The 17934-nt window shown below is 33.7% G+C and carries 9 protein-coding genes; 7 read left to right on the top strand and 2 right to left on the bottom strand.

Translation table 11 applies throughout. The features are described from left to right. Positions 1–4055: hybrid sensor histidine kinase/response regulator transcription factor (locus tag B3J44_RS01950; protein WP_286965334.1), on the bottom strand; the 4055-nt coding region annotated here is incomplete at its 3' end. 759 nt (positions 4056–4814) lie between these two features. Here B3J44_RS01950 and B3J44_RS01945 point away from each other — a divergent pair. The 7 genes from B3J44_RS01945 (at position 4815) to B3J44_RS01915 (ending at position 16237) form a co-directional block, all read left to right on the top strand. Then, on the top strand, positions 4815–7757 hold the full coding sequence (locus tag B3J44_RS01945; protein ID WP_286965332.1) for a SusC/RagA family TonB-linked outer membrane protein: 2943 nt from the start codon (positions 4815–4817) through the stop codon (positions 7755–7757). A gap of 10 nt (positions 7758–7767) precedes the next feature. After that, positions 7768–9375, top strand: a complete 1608-nt coding sequence (locus tag B3J44_RS01940; RefSeq protein ID WP_286965330.1) for a RagB/SusD family nutrient uptake outer membrane protein — start codon at positions 7768–7770, stop codon at positions 9373–9375. A gap of 26 nt (positions 9376–9401) precedes the next feature. After that, positions 9402–10469, top strand: coding sequence for a SusE domain-containing protein (locus B3J44_RS01935; RefSeq protein WP_198857251.1), 1068 nt, complete (start codon positions 9402–9404; stop codon positions 10467–10469). A 92-nt stretch (positions 10470–10561) separates the two neighbouring features. Then, positions 10562–11659: a glycoside hydrolase family 53 protein gene (locus tag B3J44_RS01930; protein WP_286965325.1), complete on the top strand. Its 1098-nt coding sequence runs from the start codon at positions 10562–10564 to the stop codon at positions 11657–11659. Positions 11660–11662: 3 nt separating this feature from the next. Continuing rightward, positions 11663–12694 carry a glycoside hydrolase family 53 protein gene (locus B3J44_RS01925; RefSeq protein ID WP_286965322.1) on the top strand — a complete coding sequence of 344 codons (1032 nt, stop codon included), beginning with the start codon at positions 11663–11665 and terminating at the stop codon, positions 12692–12694. 140 nt (positions 12695–12834) lie between these two features. Beyond that, positions 12835–15213 carry a DUF4982 domain-containing protein gene (locus tag B3J44_RS01920; protein ID WP_286965320.1) on the top strand — a complete coding sequence of 793 codons (2379 nt, stop codon included), beginning with the start codon at positions 12835–12837 and terminating at the stop codon, positions 15211–15213. Between the two features lie 367 nt (positions 15214–15580). Next, positions 15581–16237: an outer membrane beta-barrel protein gene (locus B3J44_RS01915; protein WP_286965317.1), complete on the top strand. Its 657-nt coding sequence runs from the start codon at positions 15581–15583 to the stop codon at positions 16235–16237. 77 nt (positions 16238–16314) lie between these two features. On the opposite strand, the gene B3J44_RS01910 is transcribed toward B3J44_RS01915, so the two are convergent. Beyond that, positions 16315–16908 (bottom strand): NAD(P)-binding domain-containing protein, encoded by a 594-nt coding sequence (locus tag B3J44_RS01910; RefSeq protein ID WP_286965314.1) that lies wholly within the window; start codon positions 16906–16908, stop codon positions 16315–16317. Positions 16909–17934: the final 1026 nt, after the last annotated feature.

Here is a 17934-nt window from a genome sequence, read left to right as displayed (position 1 = left end):
TCTCCTTTTTGAATGACATTCAATTCTTTATTGAAAGAATTTCTATATTTTTTAATGTATTCTGAAGGTTTCATTCCAAACAGCTTTACGAACTGCTGACGGAAATAGCGCTGATCTTCTATACCAACTTGAGGTCCAACCTGAGCGATATTTATATTTTCAGTAAGCATAATTACTGCCGCTCTGCGAATTCTTATCGATCTGATAAAAACATTTACGGTTTGTCCAGAAATGGCTTTAATCTTTTTGTAAAGGCTTGAATGGCTCATACCCATTGCAGCAGAAAAGCTCTTTAGATTAAACTCACTATTTTCAAGATTGGCTTCGACGATTTCGATACATTTATCAAGGAATTCTTTGTACTCAAGCGGAACTTTATTTATGTTTTCGCGAAGCGTTATGCTGTCTAGAAAATACTTGCGAAGCTGGCCTCTGTTTCGAAGAACAGAATCAACTCTTGCCAGAAGAATATCACTATCAAAAGGTTTGGTAACATAATCATCTGCACCTTCTGTAATACTTTGCAAATGAATGTCGTTACTGGTTGTAGCGGTAAGAAGTATTACGGTAATATGGCTCAAATCATCATTTTGCTTGATTTTTTTGCATAAATCCAAACCATTCATGCCTTCCATAGAAATATCGCTTAGTACAATATCTGGCATATGTTTTTCTACAAGTTTTAATCCTTCAAGACCATTAAAAGCAGAATAAACTATATAATTTTTAGAGAAAAGCTGCACAAGATAATGATTCATTTCAGGATTATCTTCAACGATTAGAAGTACTTTTTTTGTACTAATTAATTCTTCCTGAATATTTTCTGGCTGTAGCGGTTTGTTTCCTTTATCATACGTATTTTGAGCTGGCAATCCTTCTAGAAGTTCTCCCACAAGAGAAGACATATGCGGATAATTTTCATTTATGTTCATTTCTGCAAAATGGCTATTTCCTTTAGGAAGAGTAATTGCAAACGAAGTGCCTTCTCCAACTTTACTTTTACAAGTTAATTGTCCATGATGCTTATTCACAAAATATTTTGCAACATAAAGCCCTATCCCAAAACCATTGCTGCTTTTAGACTGTATTTGTTTGAATTTTTCAAAAATAGTATCAATATCATTTTCATTAATACCGCTTCCTGTATCTGATATAATTATGGAAACATCATTAGCGTTTTCTGTTATTTCAATAGTTATAGACCCTTTGCTAGGAGTAAATTTAAAAGCGTTCGAGATTAGGTTAAAAAGAGTAATTTCTATTTTTTCGTAATCGCCATATATTTCGGTAGGTGTTTTTTCTTCAATAAAATTATAATTTAAGCTTTTTGCAGCCGCCATTTGTGTAAAGCTTTCGTAGATTTCACGGCAAAGCGCATTCAGATTAATTCTCGAAATTTTAAGTTCATCAAGATCAGTCTCTGCTTTTCTGAATAGTAATAATTGATCTGTAAGACTTAATAATCGTTTAGCATTTTTATAAGCGAGATTTAGATCCAGATCATCTTCAGACTGTTTTTTTCTTTCAATTGCGCTTTTAAGCGGATTTATAATTAAAGATAATGGAGTACGCAATTCATGAGCCATATAAGTGAACATAGAAAACTGCTTTTCAGCATGTTCCTTGTCTTTTTTATGTTCCATTCGGGCAAGTTTTATTTCATAGCGAAGTCTTTCTTTATTTTTATGGTAATTTACATAAACATAAATCGCTGCTATTGCACAAATTAAATAGAATGTATAAGCCCACCACGTTCTGTACCAAGGCGGAAGAATTTTTATTGTTGCCAATGTCACTTCATTAGTCCAATTTCCAAAAACATCTGTTGTTTTAACTTTAAAGAAATAAGTTCCTTCCGTTAATCTGGAATAGTTTGCTCTATTGTCTTTTGTGGTATAATTCCAGTTTTTATCCCAGCCTTCAAGAAAATAAGCGGTACTGATTTTTTCGGAATTAACATAATCAAGATAAACAAAATCAAAACTTAGCGCCGACTTTTCATAAGGAAGTTCGGCAGCAGTTATCATTTCTAATTTTTTTCCTGTTACATAAGGACTGCTTAAAGGCAAAGATTGGTTGTTTACAAACAAATCATTCAATAAAAATTTACCTGTATTTTTTTTGTCTTTTATACTTTCAGGATAAAAAACGTTGAAACCGTTTAGACCGCCAAAAATAAATTCTCCTGTAGAAAGTTTTGTGCCGGCATTCCAGCTAAACTGATTGCCCTGGAGTCCATCTGTTACACCAAAATTCCTAAAAGTATTGTTTTTTGGGTTATATCTAGAGATTCCGTGATAGGTGCTCATCCATAAATTACCATCTTTATCTTCTAAGAGACGAAGTATGGTATTGCTCGAAAGGCCGTTTTGAGTAGTATACTTTTTATAAGTTCCTGTTTTTCTATTAAATAAAAGGAGACCACCTTCTACAGTACCAACCCAAAGATTTTTGTTTTGATCTTCGGTTATGCATCTAACAGTATAATCAGAATGGTAATTTTTTACTTTTTTGGTTTTTGGATCGATCTCAAAAAAAGAGTTGAATGTTCCTCCCCAGATTTTTCCATCTGTGGTTTCGTATAGGCAAGTAACGTCGCGTAATGTATTACTGTAGCAAATGAACTTATTTTGTTTTCGGTCAAATTGATATAATGCACCTGAATTGGTTATAGCAAGCCATAATGTATTTCTTGAATCTAAAAAAAGCAGCCATGATTCTTGCTCCGCTTTTTTAGTGTACTGATTATAAATTGAAAAATTTTGAATGGTTTTTGATTTGGGATCGATACGACAGACTCCGCCTTTCCACATGGCAACCCAAATGGCATTATCAAAATCCTTGACTATGCTTGTAACAAAATTGCTCTGAATTTTTCGTCCAGCAGATGATGTTGTCGAGTAAACATCATAAGTGTTTTGTTTTCTGTTCCAGTATCGCATTCCAGCGCCATCTGTGCCTATCCAGATATTTTTCTTTTCATCTTCGCAGAAAGAAAGCATGAAATTTGCAGCAGGATCTTCGTCTTCTTTATGGGTTAGCGGATTTTTACTTTTAAAATGATTAAAATAAAGCGGTTTTTTTCCCATCATACTTACGCCTCCGCGAAGAGTTCCAAACCACATTTCTCCAGTTTTGCTCTGGAATATATCATAAAGCGATTTACTGTTAAGCAATGAAACAGGACCGCTAGCACGATATAAAACAGGAGCGGTTTGATTTTTTGAAAGTGTAAAAAGACCTGCACCATCAGTGGCAATCCAAAGCCTGTTTTCTTGCTGAAAAAAATCACGAACAACTGTTTTTTCTTCGAAGTAATTTTTAGAATAGGTATTTAGACTGTGATTATATAGATAAGCTCCTTCGTCAGATCCAATCCAGAGTCCCTCATTTGTTAGTTTGATACAATTTGCGCCAGTAATGGTATCGTTTAAGACTGTTATTTTTTTTGATTTGATATCGTATTGGCAAAGACCAGTTCCTGTTATAAAAACATAGAAGATTTGTTTTTTTGCATTATAAGAAATAGATCTTGCGATGTAATCTAATTTACCATTAAATGGTATTGCAGTTCCAATTTGTTCGCCTTCTTTATAAACAACAATTCCTTCTTTTGTGGCAACAAGAATAATATGTAAAGAATGTACGGCAATTATTTCGTAAGCAGTAATTTTTAAAGGTTTGATCTTTTTGTTTGTATCATAATATTTCAACGGACTAAAAGAAGATCGTTCGGCATTAAAAACAACAGGGCCAGCAGTTGTTCCTATCCATAAATTATTTTCATAGTCACCTTCAATACAGCTGATTGCATTTCCTTGAATAGAATTTGGATCAGTATGAATATGACGGTAAATTTTAAAATCATTTCCATCATATCTGTTTAGTCCGTCAAAAGTTCCAAACCACATATATCCATTTTGATCTTGATATATTGTTGCAACTGAATTATTAGAAAGTCCTGATGAAATATCAAGATGCTTTATTGGGTAATTCTGTCCAAATGAAATTAGAGAAAGAAGACTAATAACTAGAAAAGACTTTAGCTTATTCATAGATTGTGGTTTAAAAAGCTGATGGCTCTTTTATATATGAAAAATAGAACGTTGCGACCTGAAAGCTGAATTTTTTTTTGTTTCAATAAATGTTAAATCTGTATGCTTTGCGAAAGTAATAATTTATTGTATAATGTGTAGAAGTAACATTTGTTTTTTAATTGAAATATACCGATCACTATTTTTGCCTTTTTCTTCTATTTTATAGATTAAAATATGCGGTATTGTTTTAAGAATAATGTTTTAAAAACTTACAATTTATATGATTATTGAAAATGAGTTTATAAAGCTAATTATTTTTTTAATCGTTTTTTTTAGCGCCAAAAATTAGAAAATATGTTTTTATTCTATGTTCTAGATGAGCTTTTACGAAATTGTCCCCTTTTATAAATGAATTTTTCCCCGTCTTAAAAACTCCCTGTATCCTTAATTTGCAATGTGAGCTGATAAGCTATAACGTTTGAATAAGACTTTTTAATTTTTGTTCAAAGCGAGTCAGTAAAAAAACTTAACTAAATTATCTTAACCAAAAAAAACTTAAACATGACCAACATTCCAATTAAGATTTATCGGAGAAACCTTTTCTCATTCTATTAAGAAAAACTTATTTAAAAGCAGTTTATAATTTTAATAGACGATACCCCCAAAAACAGATATTAAAAGAATAAGCTTTGCTTTTTTATGAGTTTTTATCCCTACAATATTTTTGTAGGGACATTAATTAATAAAACTAACTTAAAACCAAACCAATTAAAAAGCATGAAAAGAATTAAATCCAAACTTTTACTTTTATTACTCTTGCTTCCTTTTTGTGTGTTTGCTCAGAGCACAATAAGCGGTGTAGTTCTGGAAAATGGATCCAAGCAGCCCATACCAGGAGTAAACATAAAAGTAGCTGGGGCCAATATCAGTGCCTCTACAGACTTTGACGGAAAATTTCAATTGTCTGGTGTAAAATCAGATAGTAAATTGGTGTTTTCATTTACGGGTTATGTCACTCAAACCATTGCAGTTGGCACACAAAAAAGCATAAGTGTATATCTTGAAGAAGATACTAATCAACTGAAAGAAGTAGTTGTTCAAGTAGGTTATGGAAGCGTAAAAAAGAAAGATGCAACAGGAACCGTGACTGCTCTTTCTACAAAAGATTTTAATAAAGGAAATAATATTACAACAGAAAATCTATTCAGTGGAAGAGTTGCTGGTTTAACAGTAAATTCAACTGGAGCGCCAGGTTCTAGTTCTCAAATTAGAATTCGTGGAGGAAGTTCGCTTTTTGCAAGTAATGATCCGCTTATTGTTATTGACGGATTGCCTCTTGATAATACGACAAATACAGGATCCTCTTCTTTTTTAGCATCATTAAACCCTGCAACGGTAGAATCTATTACGGTTTTAAAAGATGCATCAGCATCTGCGATCTATGGTTCAAGAGCTTCTAATGGTGTTATCATCATAACAACTAAGAAAGGAAGCAAAACATTATCTGTAGACTATAATGTGCAATATGCGGCAGGTACATTGACTAAAACTGTTGATGTTTTTAGCGCAGACGAATTTAGAAGTGTTATTGCAGATAGAAGAAGCGATGATTTAAATAAATTAGGAACTGCAAATACAGATTGGCAGAAAGCAATTTATAGAAACACAGGGACAATCGATCAAAGTTTGGCTGTTAGAGGAAATTTGTTCAATATTATTCCGACAAGTTTGACTTTAGGAAATACCGATCAGCAGGGATTGCGTTTAACAAATAATTTTAAAAGAAATACGGTTGGTTTAGTAATGAACCCAACGTTTCTTGACAATCATTTAAAAATGAGACTTTCGGCTAATTATACAGACGAAAAAAACAGATTTACAGATGCTGTTGAAGGAGCAGCTATTGGTTTTGATCCAACACAGCCTATAAAAGTTGAAGGTGCGCCTTATGGAGGCTATTTTGAATATACTACAGGAGTTGATTCTAATGGAAATTATCCGTTAGTTTCGACAGCAGCAAGAAATCCTGTTTCGCAATTGCTGAACACAAATGATAGAGGAACAAACGACAGAATTTTTGGAAATTTTGAAATTGATTATAAATTCCACTTTTTCCCTGCTTTAAGAGCCGTTGTAAATGTTGGATATGATGAATCGAATGGAGAGAGAAGAAGATTGGTTGGCGCTGATGCTGGTTCTGCTCCTTCAAATAACAACATTCCATACGGAACAGATGAATATACAGAAGCAACCAGAAAAAACAAATTATTAGACGGTTATTTAGTTTATAATAAAACTTTTAGTGCCTTAAATTTTGAATTGACTGGTGGTTATTCGTATCAAAAATTTCAAAGTTCAAAATTTGAAACGGGTAATATTTTAAATCCAGATTTACCGTCAACATTTCCTGAAACTACTCTTGATACAGATGTGGTCTTAATAGGATTTTTTGCTAGAACAAATTTAAACTTTAGAGACAAATATTTATTGACACTATCATACAGAAGAGATGGTTCGTCAAGATTTGAAGAAGCTAACCGTTGGGGTAATTTCCCTTCAGCAGCTTTTGCATGGAAGATCAAAGAAGATTTCTTTAAAGACAGTACAACCTTATCAGACTTAAAATTAAGATTGAGTTATGGAATTACAGGGCAACAGGATATTCCTGAGCCAAACGGATATTTGCAAAAATACCAAGTGGGAAGCGGAAACTCTGAATACTATTTTGGTGATAGTCCTGTGCCGGTTGCACTTCCTTCAAAAAGAACAAACAATTTGAAATGGGAAGAAACTTCTTCTTACAATGCTGGTCTTGATTTCGGGTTTTTAAATAATCGCATTTCTGCTGGTCTTGATGTTTATTACAAAGAATCTAAAGATTTATTAGTAAATGCAGCAATATCTGACGGTAGTAATTTTTCTAACCGTGTGTATCAAAACGTAGGAAGTTTTACAACAAAAGGTGTTGAGTTTACGGTTAATGCGAATGCCATTAAAACAGAAGATTTTAATTGGAATATGAACTTCAATATTTCAAAATTTGAAAGAAGAATTAAAAATCTGGTTAACGGAACTGATATCTTTTTAGGGGATAATATTGCAGGAACTGGAACTCCAGGACAAATTTTTAGAGAAGGCTATACTCCATATTCTTTTTATGTATACAAACAATTATACAACAACGAAGGAAAACCAATCGAAGGAGCTTTTGCTGATTTGAATGGAGATAACATCAAAAATGATTCAGATAAATACATCTATAACAACCCAGATCCAGATTTTACATTAGGATTTGCTTCTAATATGAATTACAAAAAGTTTGACTTTTCATTCAATTTAAGAGCAAGTATTGGTAACCGAATTTTTAACGCGGTAGATGCAAGTAGAGCGCAATATGATGCGATGGAAAACGGTGGAGTTTTAAGTAATATTCCATCTCAAGTATTAGAAACTAATTTTCACACAACGTCAAATGTTGTGTTGTCAGATCTTTATATTGAGAACGCTTCATTTTTAAAATTAGACAACATTACGTTAGGATATACATTAAGTAACTGGCTAAACAGTAAAGCTACATTAAGAATTTCTACAGGAATGCAGAATGTTTTTGTACTAACAAAATACAGCGGCTTAGATCCTGAAATTACAAATAATGGTGTAGATAAAACGATTTATCCAAGACAGCGATCAATTTTGTTTGGTCTTAATCTTAAATTTTAATAACGAAATCATGAAAAAATATATAGTAACAGCAATCGTTGCATTGACTTTGATTTTTCAGTCATGTACAGATGATTTGAATGTAGTCTCAAAAGACGACGACGTTCTTTCTTCTGATGTATTGTTTTCTACACCTGACGGATACAAAAAAGCATTTGCAGGAGTGTATGGAAATCTAACTTTAACAGGAGTACTTGGACCAGATAATTCTTCGCTTGAAGGTGTAGATGCAGGAACAAGTCAGTTTACAAGATGTTTATTGTACATGCAGGAATTAACTACCGACGAATTGGTTTGGAGTTACGAAAATGACGCCGGAACAGCAGAGTTGCAACGCAATATCTGGACAGCTGCAAATCCTATTATTTTAGGAATGTTTAGTAGAACGATGGTTTCTGTTGCCTATGCAAATGAATTTTTGCGTCAGAGTACACCAGAAAAATTAAGTTCAAGAGGCATTACAGATGCTGCAACTTTGACTGATATTGCACTTTACCGTCAAGAAGTTCGTGTGTTAAGAGCATATGCTTATTATAACATGATGGATTTATTTGGAAAAGCACCTATGTATACTGAAAATGATCCTGTAAATTTTGCAGGACCAGAGTTTAACAGAAAGCAATTGTTTGAATATGTAGAATCTGAATTAAAAGCAGTTTTGCCCGATTTAAAAGCTGCAAGAACAAATGAATATGGTAGAGTAGATCAATCTATGGCACGAATGATTTTGGCTAAAATATATTTGAATGCACAAGTTTATATTCAGGCCAATCGTTTTGATGACTGTATTGCAATGTGTAACGCAATTATAGAGAGTGGTTATACTTTAAAACCAAAATATCTTGACAATTTCAAGGCAGACAATAATACTTCTCAGGAAATTATTTTCGGAATTCAGTCAGACGGAGCAGTTTCTCAAAACTGGGGAGCAACAACTGTTTTAACAAACGGACAGATTGGTGCTTGGGAAAATAATGGTGCTGATTTTGGAATTGGCGGCTGGACAGGAGCGCTTAGAATTAGAAAAGAGTTTGTTCAAAAGTTTGATGGTTCAAAATTTAGTCAAGATACCAGAAATACAATAGGAAAAGGTGTTCAGGGCGATCCATCAAAACAAAGATCTATTGATATTGATGATATTGGAGTAAAAACGCAAGGTTATATATTATCTAAATTTTCTAATAAAACTTCAACAGGAGTTAACGGCAGCAGTTCGACTTATGCAGATACCGACTTCCCATTATTTAGATTAGCCGATGTCTATTTAATGTACGCAGAAGCTACTTTAAGAGGAGGAAACGGAACAACGACTCAGGCTTTAAATTATGTAAACGCTTTAAGACAGAGAGCTAATTCGAATTCGACCGTTGGAAACATTACTTTAAGCGAATTAACGCTTGATTTTCTAATTGATGAAAGAGCGCGTGAATTACATTGGGAAGCTCACCGAAGACAAGATTTAATCCGTTTTGGAAAATATACAGGAGGGTCTTACAACTGGGCCTGGAAAGGAAATTCTTCAAAAGGAATTGCTATTCCTACTTACATGAGTGTTTTTCCAATTCCAGAAGGATCATTAGGAGCAAATAGAAATTTAATTCAAAACACGGGTTACTAATTTTTTTAACTTAAACGATATACAAAATGAAACTTATATATAAAATATTTATAGCTGTAGTATTGCTTACAGGATTTTGGTCTTGTGAAAACGAAGAAAATCTAATGATTTTAGAACCTCAAGAAGCAGCTTTTGGGCTTATAACTCCAGAAAATGGTTCTTCTATTATTCTAAATAAAGAAACGCCAAATAATACTGCGCTTACTTTAACTTGGGAAAAAGTAAGTTACGGAACACCAACAATTGTTACTTATACAGTACAATTCGCGGCAAGCAATACTGAATTTGCTGCACCGGTAGATATTACAACTTCTACAACTACTCATGCAACTATTACAGTAGCAGAACTTAATGCAAAAGCTTTAGCACTTGGACTTACTGCTGATACTGAGGGAACAATAGATATCAGAATTAAATCGACTGTTGGAACAACTCTTTCAGAACCAAAACTTTCTACTCCAATTACCATTGCAGTGACTCCTTATAGAGGTGAATTTCCTAAAGTTAATTTGTTCTTAGTAGGACCTGGTACTGCCGCGGGATGGAGTGTAGATAACAACAATATGCCAATTTTTAGAGATCCTAAAGAAAACGCAAAACAATATTATACAGGATATTTTAATGCAGATGGCTTTAAACTAATTGAGCAAATTGGCTTCTGGGCTCCAATGTACGGAACAAATGGAGCTGCAGTACAATACAGAGCAACAGAAAGCGATGCTGATCCAGGTGTATTTCCAACGGCAGCTGCAGGTTATTATAGTTTTGAAATTAATCTAGAAGAATTGACATACAAAATTACTCCATATACAGGACCAATGACAACGTATGCAACGATTGGTTTGACAGGATCTGTTTTAACAGGTGATGATACTGGTTGGGATACTGAAGTTCCTTTAGTGAAATCTGATTTTGATGGACATATCTGGAAAGTTACTCAAACGTTGAAAGCAGGAAAAATGAAGTTCAAAGCAAACAATAGCTGGGATGTTAGCTGGGGAGATAACGGTGGAGACATTTTTGTTGAAGCAGGAAAATATGAAATCTGGTTCAATGACTTAGATGGCCGTTATATGTTCATCACAATTCCATAAGTTGAATTGAAAAATAAGAGAAGCCTCAATAAGCATGCTTCGAGGCTTCTTCTTACTTTAAAATCAAAACTTCACTAATTACAATTCATATCATGAAAAAATATATAAAGATTTTTGGATTACTTGCAGTACTTGCATTTCAAATCTCGTGCTCAAATAATGATTCTGCAGACACAGAAATTGTTAATCCGCCAGATGCAAGTGACACTTTTATTAGAGCATCAGACGTTTCTTTTCTTCCTCAAATAGAATCTTTAGGGACTAAATTCTACAGCAACGGCAAAGCAGAAGGAATGCTTACAACATTAAAAAATGCCGGTTGCAATACCGTTAGAATTCGTTTATGGAAAAATCCTGTAAATGGACGTTCTGGTTTAAGCGAAGTAAAACAATTGGCTCAAAAAGCAAGACAAGCAGGTTTAAGAGTTTGGCTTACCGTTCATTATTCTGATGACTGGGCAGATCCAGGTATGCAGACAACTCCTGAAGAATGGAAAAATTTATCCTTTACCGATTTAAAAAAGGCTGTTTCCGATTATACAGCAACTATAGTTTCAGAAATAAATCCAGATATTATTCAAATTGGAAATGAAATCAATAGCGGATTATTATGGCCGCAAGGACATTTAATTAATAACGAAGAACAATGTTTGGCTTTATTAAGTACTGCAAGTGCAACAATTCGAAGTAAAGCTCCAAACACAAAAATTATGATTCATTATGCAGGTGTTGATGGCGGTGCGACAGATTGGTTCTTCAATAAAATGAAAAGCATTGATTACGATTATATTGGGTTATCGTATTATCCTGTTTGGCACGGAAAAGATTTGAATGTAGTAAAAAACACCATTGATGGTTTAGGGAAAAAATTCAGCAAAAAAGTTCTGATAGCAGAAACAGCTTATCCTTTTACTTTACTGCATAATGATCAGACAAATAATATTGTTGGAACAAGCGATCAGTTGGTGCCAGGTTATCCAGCAACTCCTGCGGGACAAAGAACTTTTGTAACAGATATTAAAAATATTGTAAAAACATCAGAATTTGGACAAGGATTTGCCTATTGGGGCGGCGAATGGGTTGCTTTTAAAGGGCCACAATCAACAACAGGTTCTACATTCGAAAATCAAGCCTTGTATAGTTTTGATAATAATGCTTTATCAGTAATGCAAGCCTTCAGTAAAGACTAACACATGAAAAAATCACTTAAAATTATTTCTTTTTTAATTACCACTGCCATTTTATTTACTTCATGTAAATCTAAAATGGCAAGTGAAAAAGATTCTTTTTCGAAAGGAGCAGATGTAGGCTGGCTTCCGCAAATGGAAGCAACAGGCTATAAATTTTATGATGCAGACGGTTCTCAAAAAGACTGTCTGCAATTGCTAAAAGACCGTGGAATAAACACGATCAGGTTGCGTGTTTGGGTTAATCCAAATGATGATAAAGCTAGTGGACACTGTAGTCCAGAAGAAACGGTTGTTATGGCGGTTCGCGCAAAGAAAATGGGAATGCGTATCATGATCGATTTTCATTACAGCGATTCATGGGCAGATCCAGGAAAACAAAATAAACCTGCCGCATGGGCAAAACACTCTTTTCCAGAATTGTTGACAGATGTGTATCAGCATACTTATGATGTTTTAAAAATGCTTAAAAAAGCTGGCGTAACTCCAGAATGGGTTCAGGTTGGAAATGAAATACCAGGAGGTATGCTTTGGCCAGAAGGAAGCACAGACAACTTTAGTCAATTAGCACAATTGCTTAATAAAGGATACGAAGCGACAAAAGCTGTCGATCCAAAAATGAAGGTCATTGTTCATTTGGATGAAGGAAATAAAAATGAAAAATTTAGATGGTTTTTTGATAAAGCAACCGAGAATAATGTAAAATATGATGTAATTGGTCTATCGTATTATCCGTTTTGGCTAAAAACCGATTATAAAGAAAATATTTCAGATTTAGAAAATAACCTAAAAGACATGGCTTCCCGTTACAACAAAGAAGTTATGGTAGTTGAAGTTGGAGGAGATTATACATTAGAAGAAAACACCAAAGAAATGCTTGAAGCTACTATAAAAGCTGTAAAAAATGTACCTAACAATAAAGGTTTAGGCGTTATTTATTGGGAACCACAAGGAGAAAAAAGCTGGAGCGGATATCAACTAAATGCTTGGTTGCCAGATGGAAAACCATCACCTGCATTGGATGCTTTCAAAAATTAAATAAATAATTAAAATTTTGCGATTAAGCAATTTAAGCCTTTTAGGTTTAATTGCTTAATGGTAAGAGAATAGATAGAAAAATGAAACTAATTTTTAAATCAACATTATTCTTATTTCTACTCGTTTTTTCACAAGAAAAAATGATGTCACAATCAACTACTGTTATTTTAAAGGACAACTGGCGTTTTTCTAAAGAAGTAAAAGGAGATGCTTTTTCGACAGATTATGATGCGTCTAAATGGGAAAAAGTTAGTGTGCCCCACGATTGGGCTATTTATGGACCTTTTGATAAAAAATGGGACATTCAGACTGGAATTATTGAACAAAACGGAGAAAAAGAAGCGACGGAAAAAACTGGAAGAACAGGATCATTGCCACATATAGGAACGGGTTGGTATCGTAATATATTTTCTATTCCAGAATTCAGAAAAGGAAAAAAAGCGCTTCTTGTTTTTGAAGGAGCAATGAGCGAGCCTCAGGTTTTTTTAAATGGAAAAAAAATAGGAAACTGGGGATATGGATATAGTTACTTTTTTATTGATATTACAAATGATCTTATCGCAGGTTCAGAAAATGTATTGGCTGTAAAATTAACTAACGAACCTTTTTCTTCAAGATGGTATCCTGGGGCTGGCCTTTACAGAAAAGTTAGTATTGTTGTGAAAGAGGATGAGAGTTTTGCGCAGTGGGGAACTTTTATAACTACTCCCGACACGAAAGGTAATAATGCTATTGTTGATATTAAAGCAGAGTTTCATGGCAGCAATGTTTCAATGGTAACTGAAATAAAGGATGCAAAGAATAAGGTTGTAGCAACACAGAAAAGCACAGAAACGGAAGATGGAAAATTTCACCAAACAATTTCAGTTGGCAATCCTCATTTATGGAGTCCCGAAACGCCTTACTTATATACCGCAGTAACCAAATTATTTGCAGCTGATGGTAGCTTAAAAGATGAGCAAAATATAAAGTTTGGTATTCGCTATATTAAATACGAACCTAACAAAGGATTTAGTCTTAATGGTAAAGTCACGAAATTTAAAGGAGTTTGTCTACATCATGATTTAGGGCCGCTTGGTGCGGCTGTTAATAAAGCAGCACTTAAAAGACAGTTAACGATTCTTAAAGATTTAGGATGTAACGCGATAAGAAGTTCTCATAATATGCCTTCTTTCGAGCAATTAGAATTGGCTGATGAAATGGGTTTTATGTTTCTTGCAGAAAGTTTTGACGAATGGGCAAAGCCAAAAGTAGAAAACGGATATCATCGTTTTTTTGAAGAATATGCAGAAAAAGATATTGTAAATTTAGTTAGAGCTACACGTAATCATCCTTGTATCGTAATGTGGAGTTCAGGAAACGAAGTTCCAGATCAATACGGGGCAGAAGGTCTAACCAGAGCTAAATTTTTACAAGATGTTTTTCATAGAGAAGATCCAACACGTCCTGTTACAGTTGGAATGGATCAAGTAAAGCAAACTATGGCTTCTGGTTTTGGATCTCTTTTGGATATTCCGGGATTAAATTATAGAGTTCATCTTTATGAAGAAGCTTATAAAGCATTTCCGCAAGGATTCATTTTAGGTTCAGAAACAGCTTCTACAGTAAGTTCAAGAGGAATTTATAAATTTCCTGTTGTACAAGAAAAAAACAAACAATATGATGATTTGCAATGTTCGTCTTATGATTTAGAAGCTTGCAGTTGGTCAAATGTGCCTGATGATGATTTTGTGCTTCAAGACGACAAACCATGGGTTATTGGAGAGTTTGTTTGGACAGGATTCGATTATTTAGGAGAACCTACACCTTACGATGAAAAATGGCCATCAAGAAGTTCTTATTTCGGAATTTCTGATTTGGCAGGATTGCCAAAAGATCGTTTTTATCTTTATAGAAGCAGATGGAATACTAAAGATAACACGCTCCACATATTGCCACATTGGAATTGGAAAGGCAGAGAAGGAGAAATTACTCCAGTTTTCGTTTATACAAATTATGACAGTGCAGAACTTTTTGTAAACGGAAAAAGTATGGGAATTCAGAAAAAGAATAATGCAACTCCTCAAAACCGTTACCGTTTGATGTGGAATGATGTTAAATATGAGCCTGGAACTGTAAAAGTTGTTGCATTCGATTCAAATGGTAAAATAGCTGCAGAAAGCACCGTTAAAACTGCGGGAGATCCTTATAAAATTGTTCTTGATGCAGATAGAAAAACGATTAAAGCGGATGGCGAGGATATATCTTTTGTAACGGTTTCGGTAGTAGATAAAAACGGAATTCCATGTCCTACAGCAGATAATGAATTGCAATTTAAGGTAACTGGCGCTGCAACTTATCGAGCCGCATGTAATGGCGATGCAACATCTTTAGAAATATTTCATGAGAATCATATGAAGCTTTTCAGTGGTAAACTTGTAGTTCTTGTTAAAGCAGTCAAAAGTGCGGGTGCAATTCAATTGGAAGTAAAAGGAAAAGGACTTCAGACAGGAAAAATTAACTTGAAGGCTGAACGCTAATAATAAATTTATACATTTTTTAAGCATCCCAAAATGCACAAAAAAGCCACAAATTCGTTTGTGGCTTTTTTTATGCGTACAAAACGATATCTAATTTAGAAAAAGAACAGATAAATTTTTCTTTTATTTGGCTATTAAGTTGAAACACAGGTAATAAAAGTGGTTTCATTTTATAATTTGCAACATGATTGATTCCATTTCTTTATGTTAAAATGTTTTTTGTGAGATAACTTTGAGGAGTTAAATTAATCATAAATTTTACAATGCATTTCTGTCCTCTGTCAAACCGATGCCCAACAGAAGTTTTTTAATTAAGCTAAAGGCTCGGAAAAAATAAATCACTTAATATGAATTTAAATTAGAAATTATGAAAAAGTATCATTTATTAATTGTTGTTTTTTTCTTTTCACTGGCGATGTCAGCACAAAGTTCCCAGTCGTTTTTGCTTAATTTATATGGCGGTTATACCTTTTCGGATAAGGTAGATTTTGATTCCTCTTATGCGCGAGTAGAAGATGGTTTTGAATATGGTATAGGTTTAGAATATTTTATAATGGATAATGCCTCAATAGAATTAAAATATAATAGATTGGGAACAAACATGCCTTTATATACAAAAGTTACTTTAACTAATGGCGGTAACACTATTCCTGCAGGAACTCAACTTAATGCAGGCAATGATAAAGGATCCATTAATTACATCTTAGCAGATTATACTTATTATTTCGGATCAAGTTCACAAAAGGCGCTTCCATTTCTTGGTGCGGGTGCTGGTGTAGCAGTTCTTAATACTCCAAATAGCGGTAGCGGAACTTATTTTGCATGGGAAATTAAAGCAGGTGTAAAAGTAAAAACGAGTTCACCATTATCTGTTAATCTTCATGCATATCTGCAATCAATGTCGGCAGCTGTTGGATATGATTACTATTGGGACTATTATTGGGGACCAGTAGCAGTTACCGATTATGCTTCGACATTTCAATTTGGACTTGGTGCCGTACTTAGCTATGATTTCAGTAAATAGTAATTGTCCAGATATAATTGCTAATAAAAAAGCCTGAGAATGCTCAGGCTTTTTTATTGTGAGAATTATATAATGCACTATGAGAGCTTATGCCAGTGATTTATTAAAGTATTGTTTTCTTTGATTAGAGCAGATTGAAGTTTCAGCTTTACAGAAAGATCGATAGGCTGAAATTCTAAATTATTTAAAAAAGTTTTGATTTTGTTTTTTGATAGCTCATTTTCTCCAGCGAAATAAATATCATCTTTCTTTTCGGTCAAAACAGCCGTTTTCCTTTGATTTAGCACAACAGGATTAAATAGTTTTACCACATTAGCATCAGGAAGAAGTGAAGCGGTGATTTGATAAGTAAGAGAACTGGTAACACTAGATACCAGAAGTTTTGGATTAAAAATAAGTCCGCTCGTATGCAGTATGATTTTTCCAGACATATCTGGCAACTTGCTAATAGTATGTTCTAGACTTTCTCTCGCAACAAAAAGTATAGTGATATCAGTTGAAGCAGCTTCCTCCAATGAAACAAGTTTTGCACCTTTTATGGTTTGATTTACTGTTTCTTGAACTAATGAATTGCCACGAGGATGATTTATGAGTACTTCATAGCCAGTAGATGTTGCTCTTTGAGCCAGTTCTAATGTCAGGCTTCCAATGCCAATGATTCCTATTTTCATACTTTTTTGATTTTTTCTGTATTGTTGCCAATTCAGAAGGTTAGATTAAAGATATGGTAAGATTCTGATTTACAGTAAGGTATTTCTACCTGTTTTTCGATTTTGTCTTGCATTATCTGTTCTTTTAGCCGACTGAATTGATGAATCATCAAGATTATTCTAAATCCCCATTAATATGCCTAAACTTTCAGGCCTATTTTTTCTTAATTTTTTCATTTTCAAAGCGTTCAGTTTGAATAAAAGTGAGCACTAAAGAATGAAGACATACTTTTGGTTTAAGTATCTGACTAATTAAGTGTCGCTTCTAAAAGTTAAATTTACGGAAAATTCTTAAAAAATAAGCGCAAGATTTAGAATTAGAATACAAAATATCTAGTTATCCATACGATATTCTAAATAGTAAACATTTGGGATTAGGAATGACGCAATGTTACGAAGAGTTTCATAAGTTAGATCAAACATGTGAAAATCGTGTTAAAATTCTCTTATCTGCAATTTTGGAAAAGAAAAGTCAAGATTTGTGCTACTCAATTGTATTTCGCCTCCATTAAATTTGCAAGTATAAAAGGAACAATCCTTTAATAATTGTAGTCTCCCGATGAAGTTAGCTTATATTCTTTTTTTACAAATTTGTCTTTTAACTATCCCAAATAGTTATAGCAATACTATTGTAACTAAGGCAAGTAGTTATATCACAACAGAGTCGGTTTTTGAGATTTCAACCCCTAGTAAAGCAATTTTTGAAAAGGCACTTTCAGAGTCCAACTCATTAAAATTTGTCTTATTAGAGAATACTTCTGAAACGGAAAAATGTACTAGTACTGTACTTGCATCTCCACTACATTTAAATGGAAAAAGTTTAAGAGACAATTGTTTTGTTTACATAGAAAGTGTAAAATTAAACACCCAAGGATTATTGGAGCGAAACATAACTCCGTTCCGAAACATGTCAAGAAATATCCTATTTCATAGTTTAAAAATCCACATTTAATTCTTCCTTACTGCTTAATTCAAATTTAGCGCATT

It is taken from the genome of Flavobacterium sp. UBA4854, from assembly GCF_002399805.1.
Classification (GTDB): domain Bacteria; phylum Bacteroidota; class Bacteroidia; order Flavobacteriales; family Flavobacteriaceae; genus Flavobacterium; species Flavobacterium ginsengisoli.
This window is presented reverse-complemented; position numbering and strand designations above follow the sequence as displayed.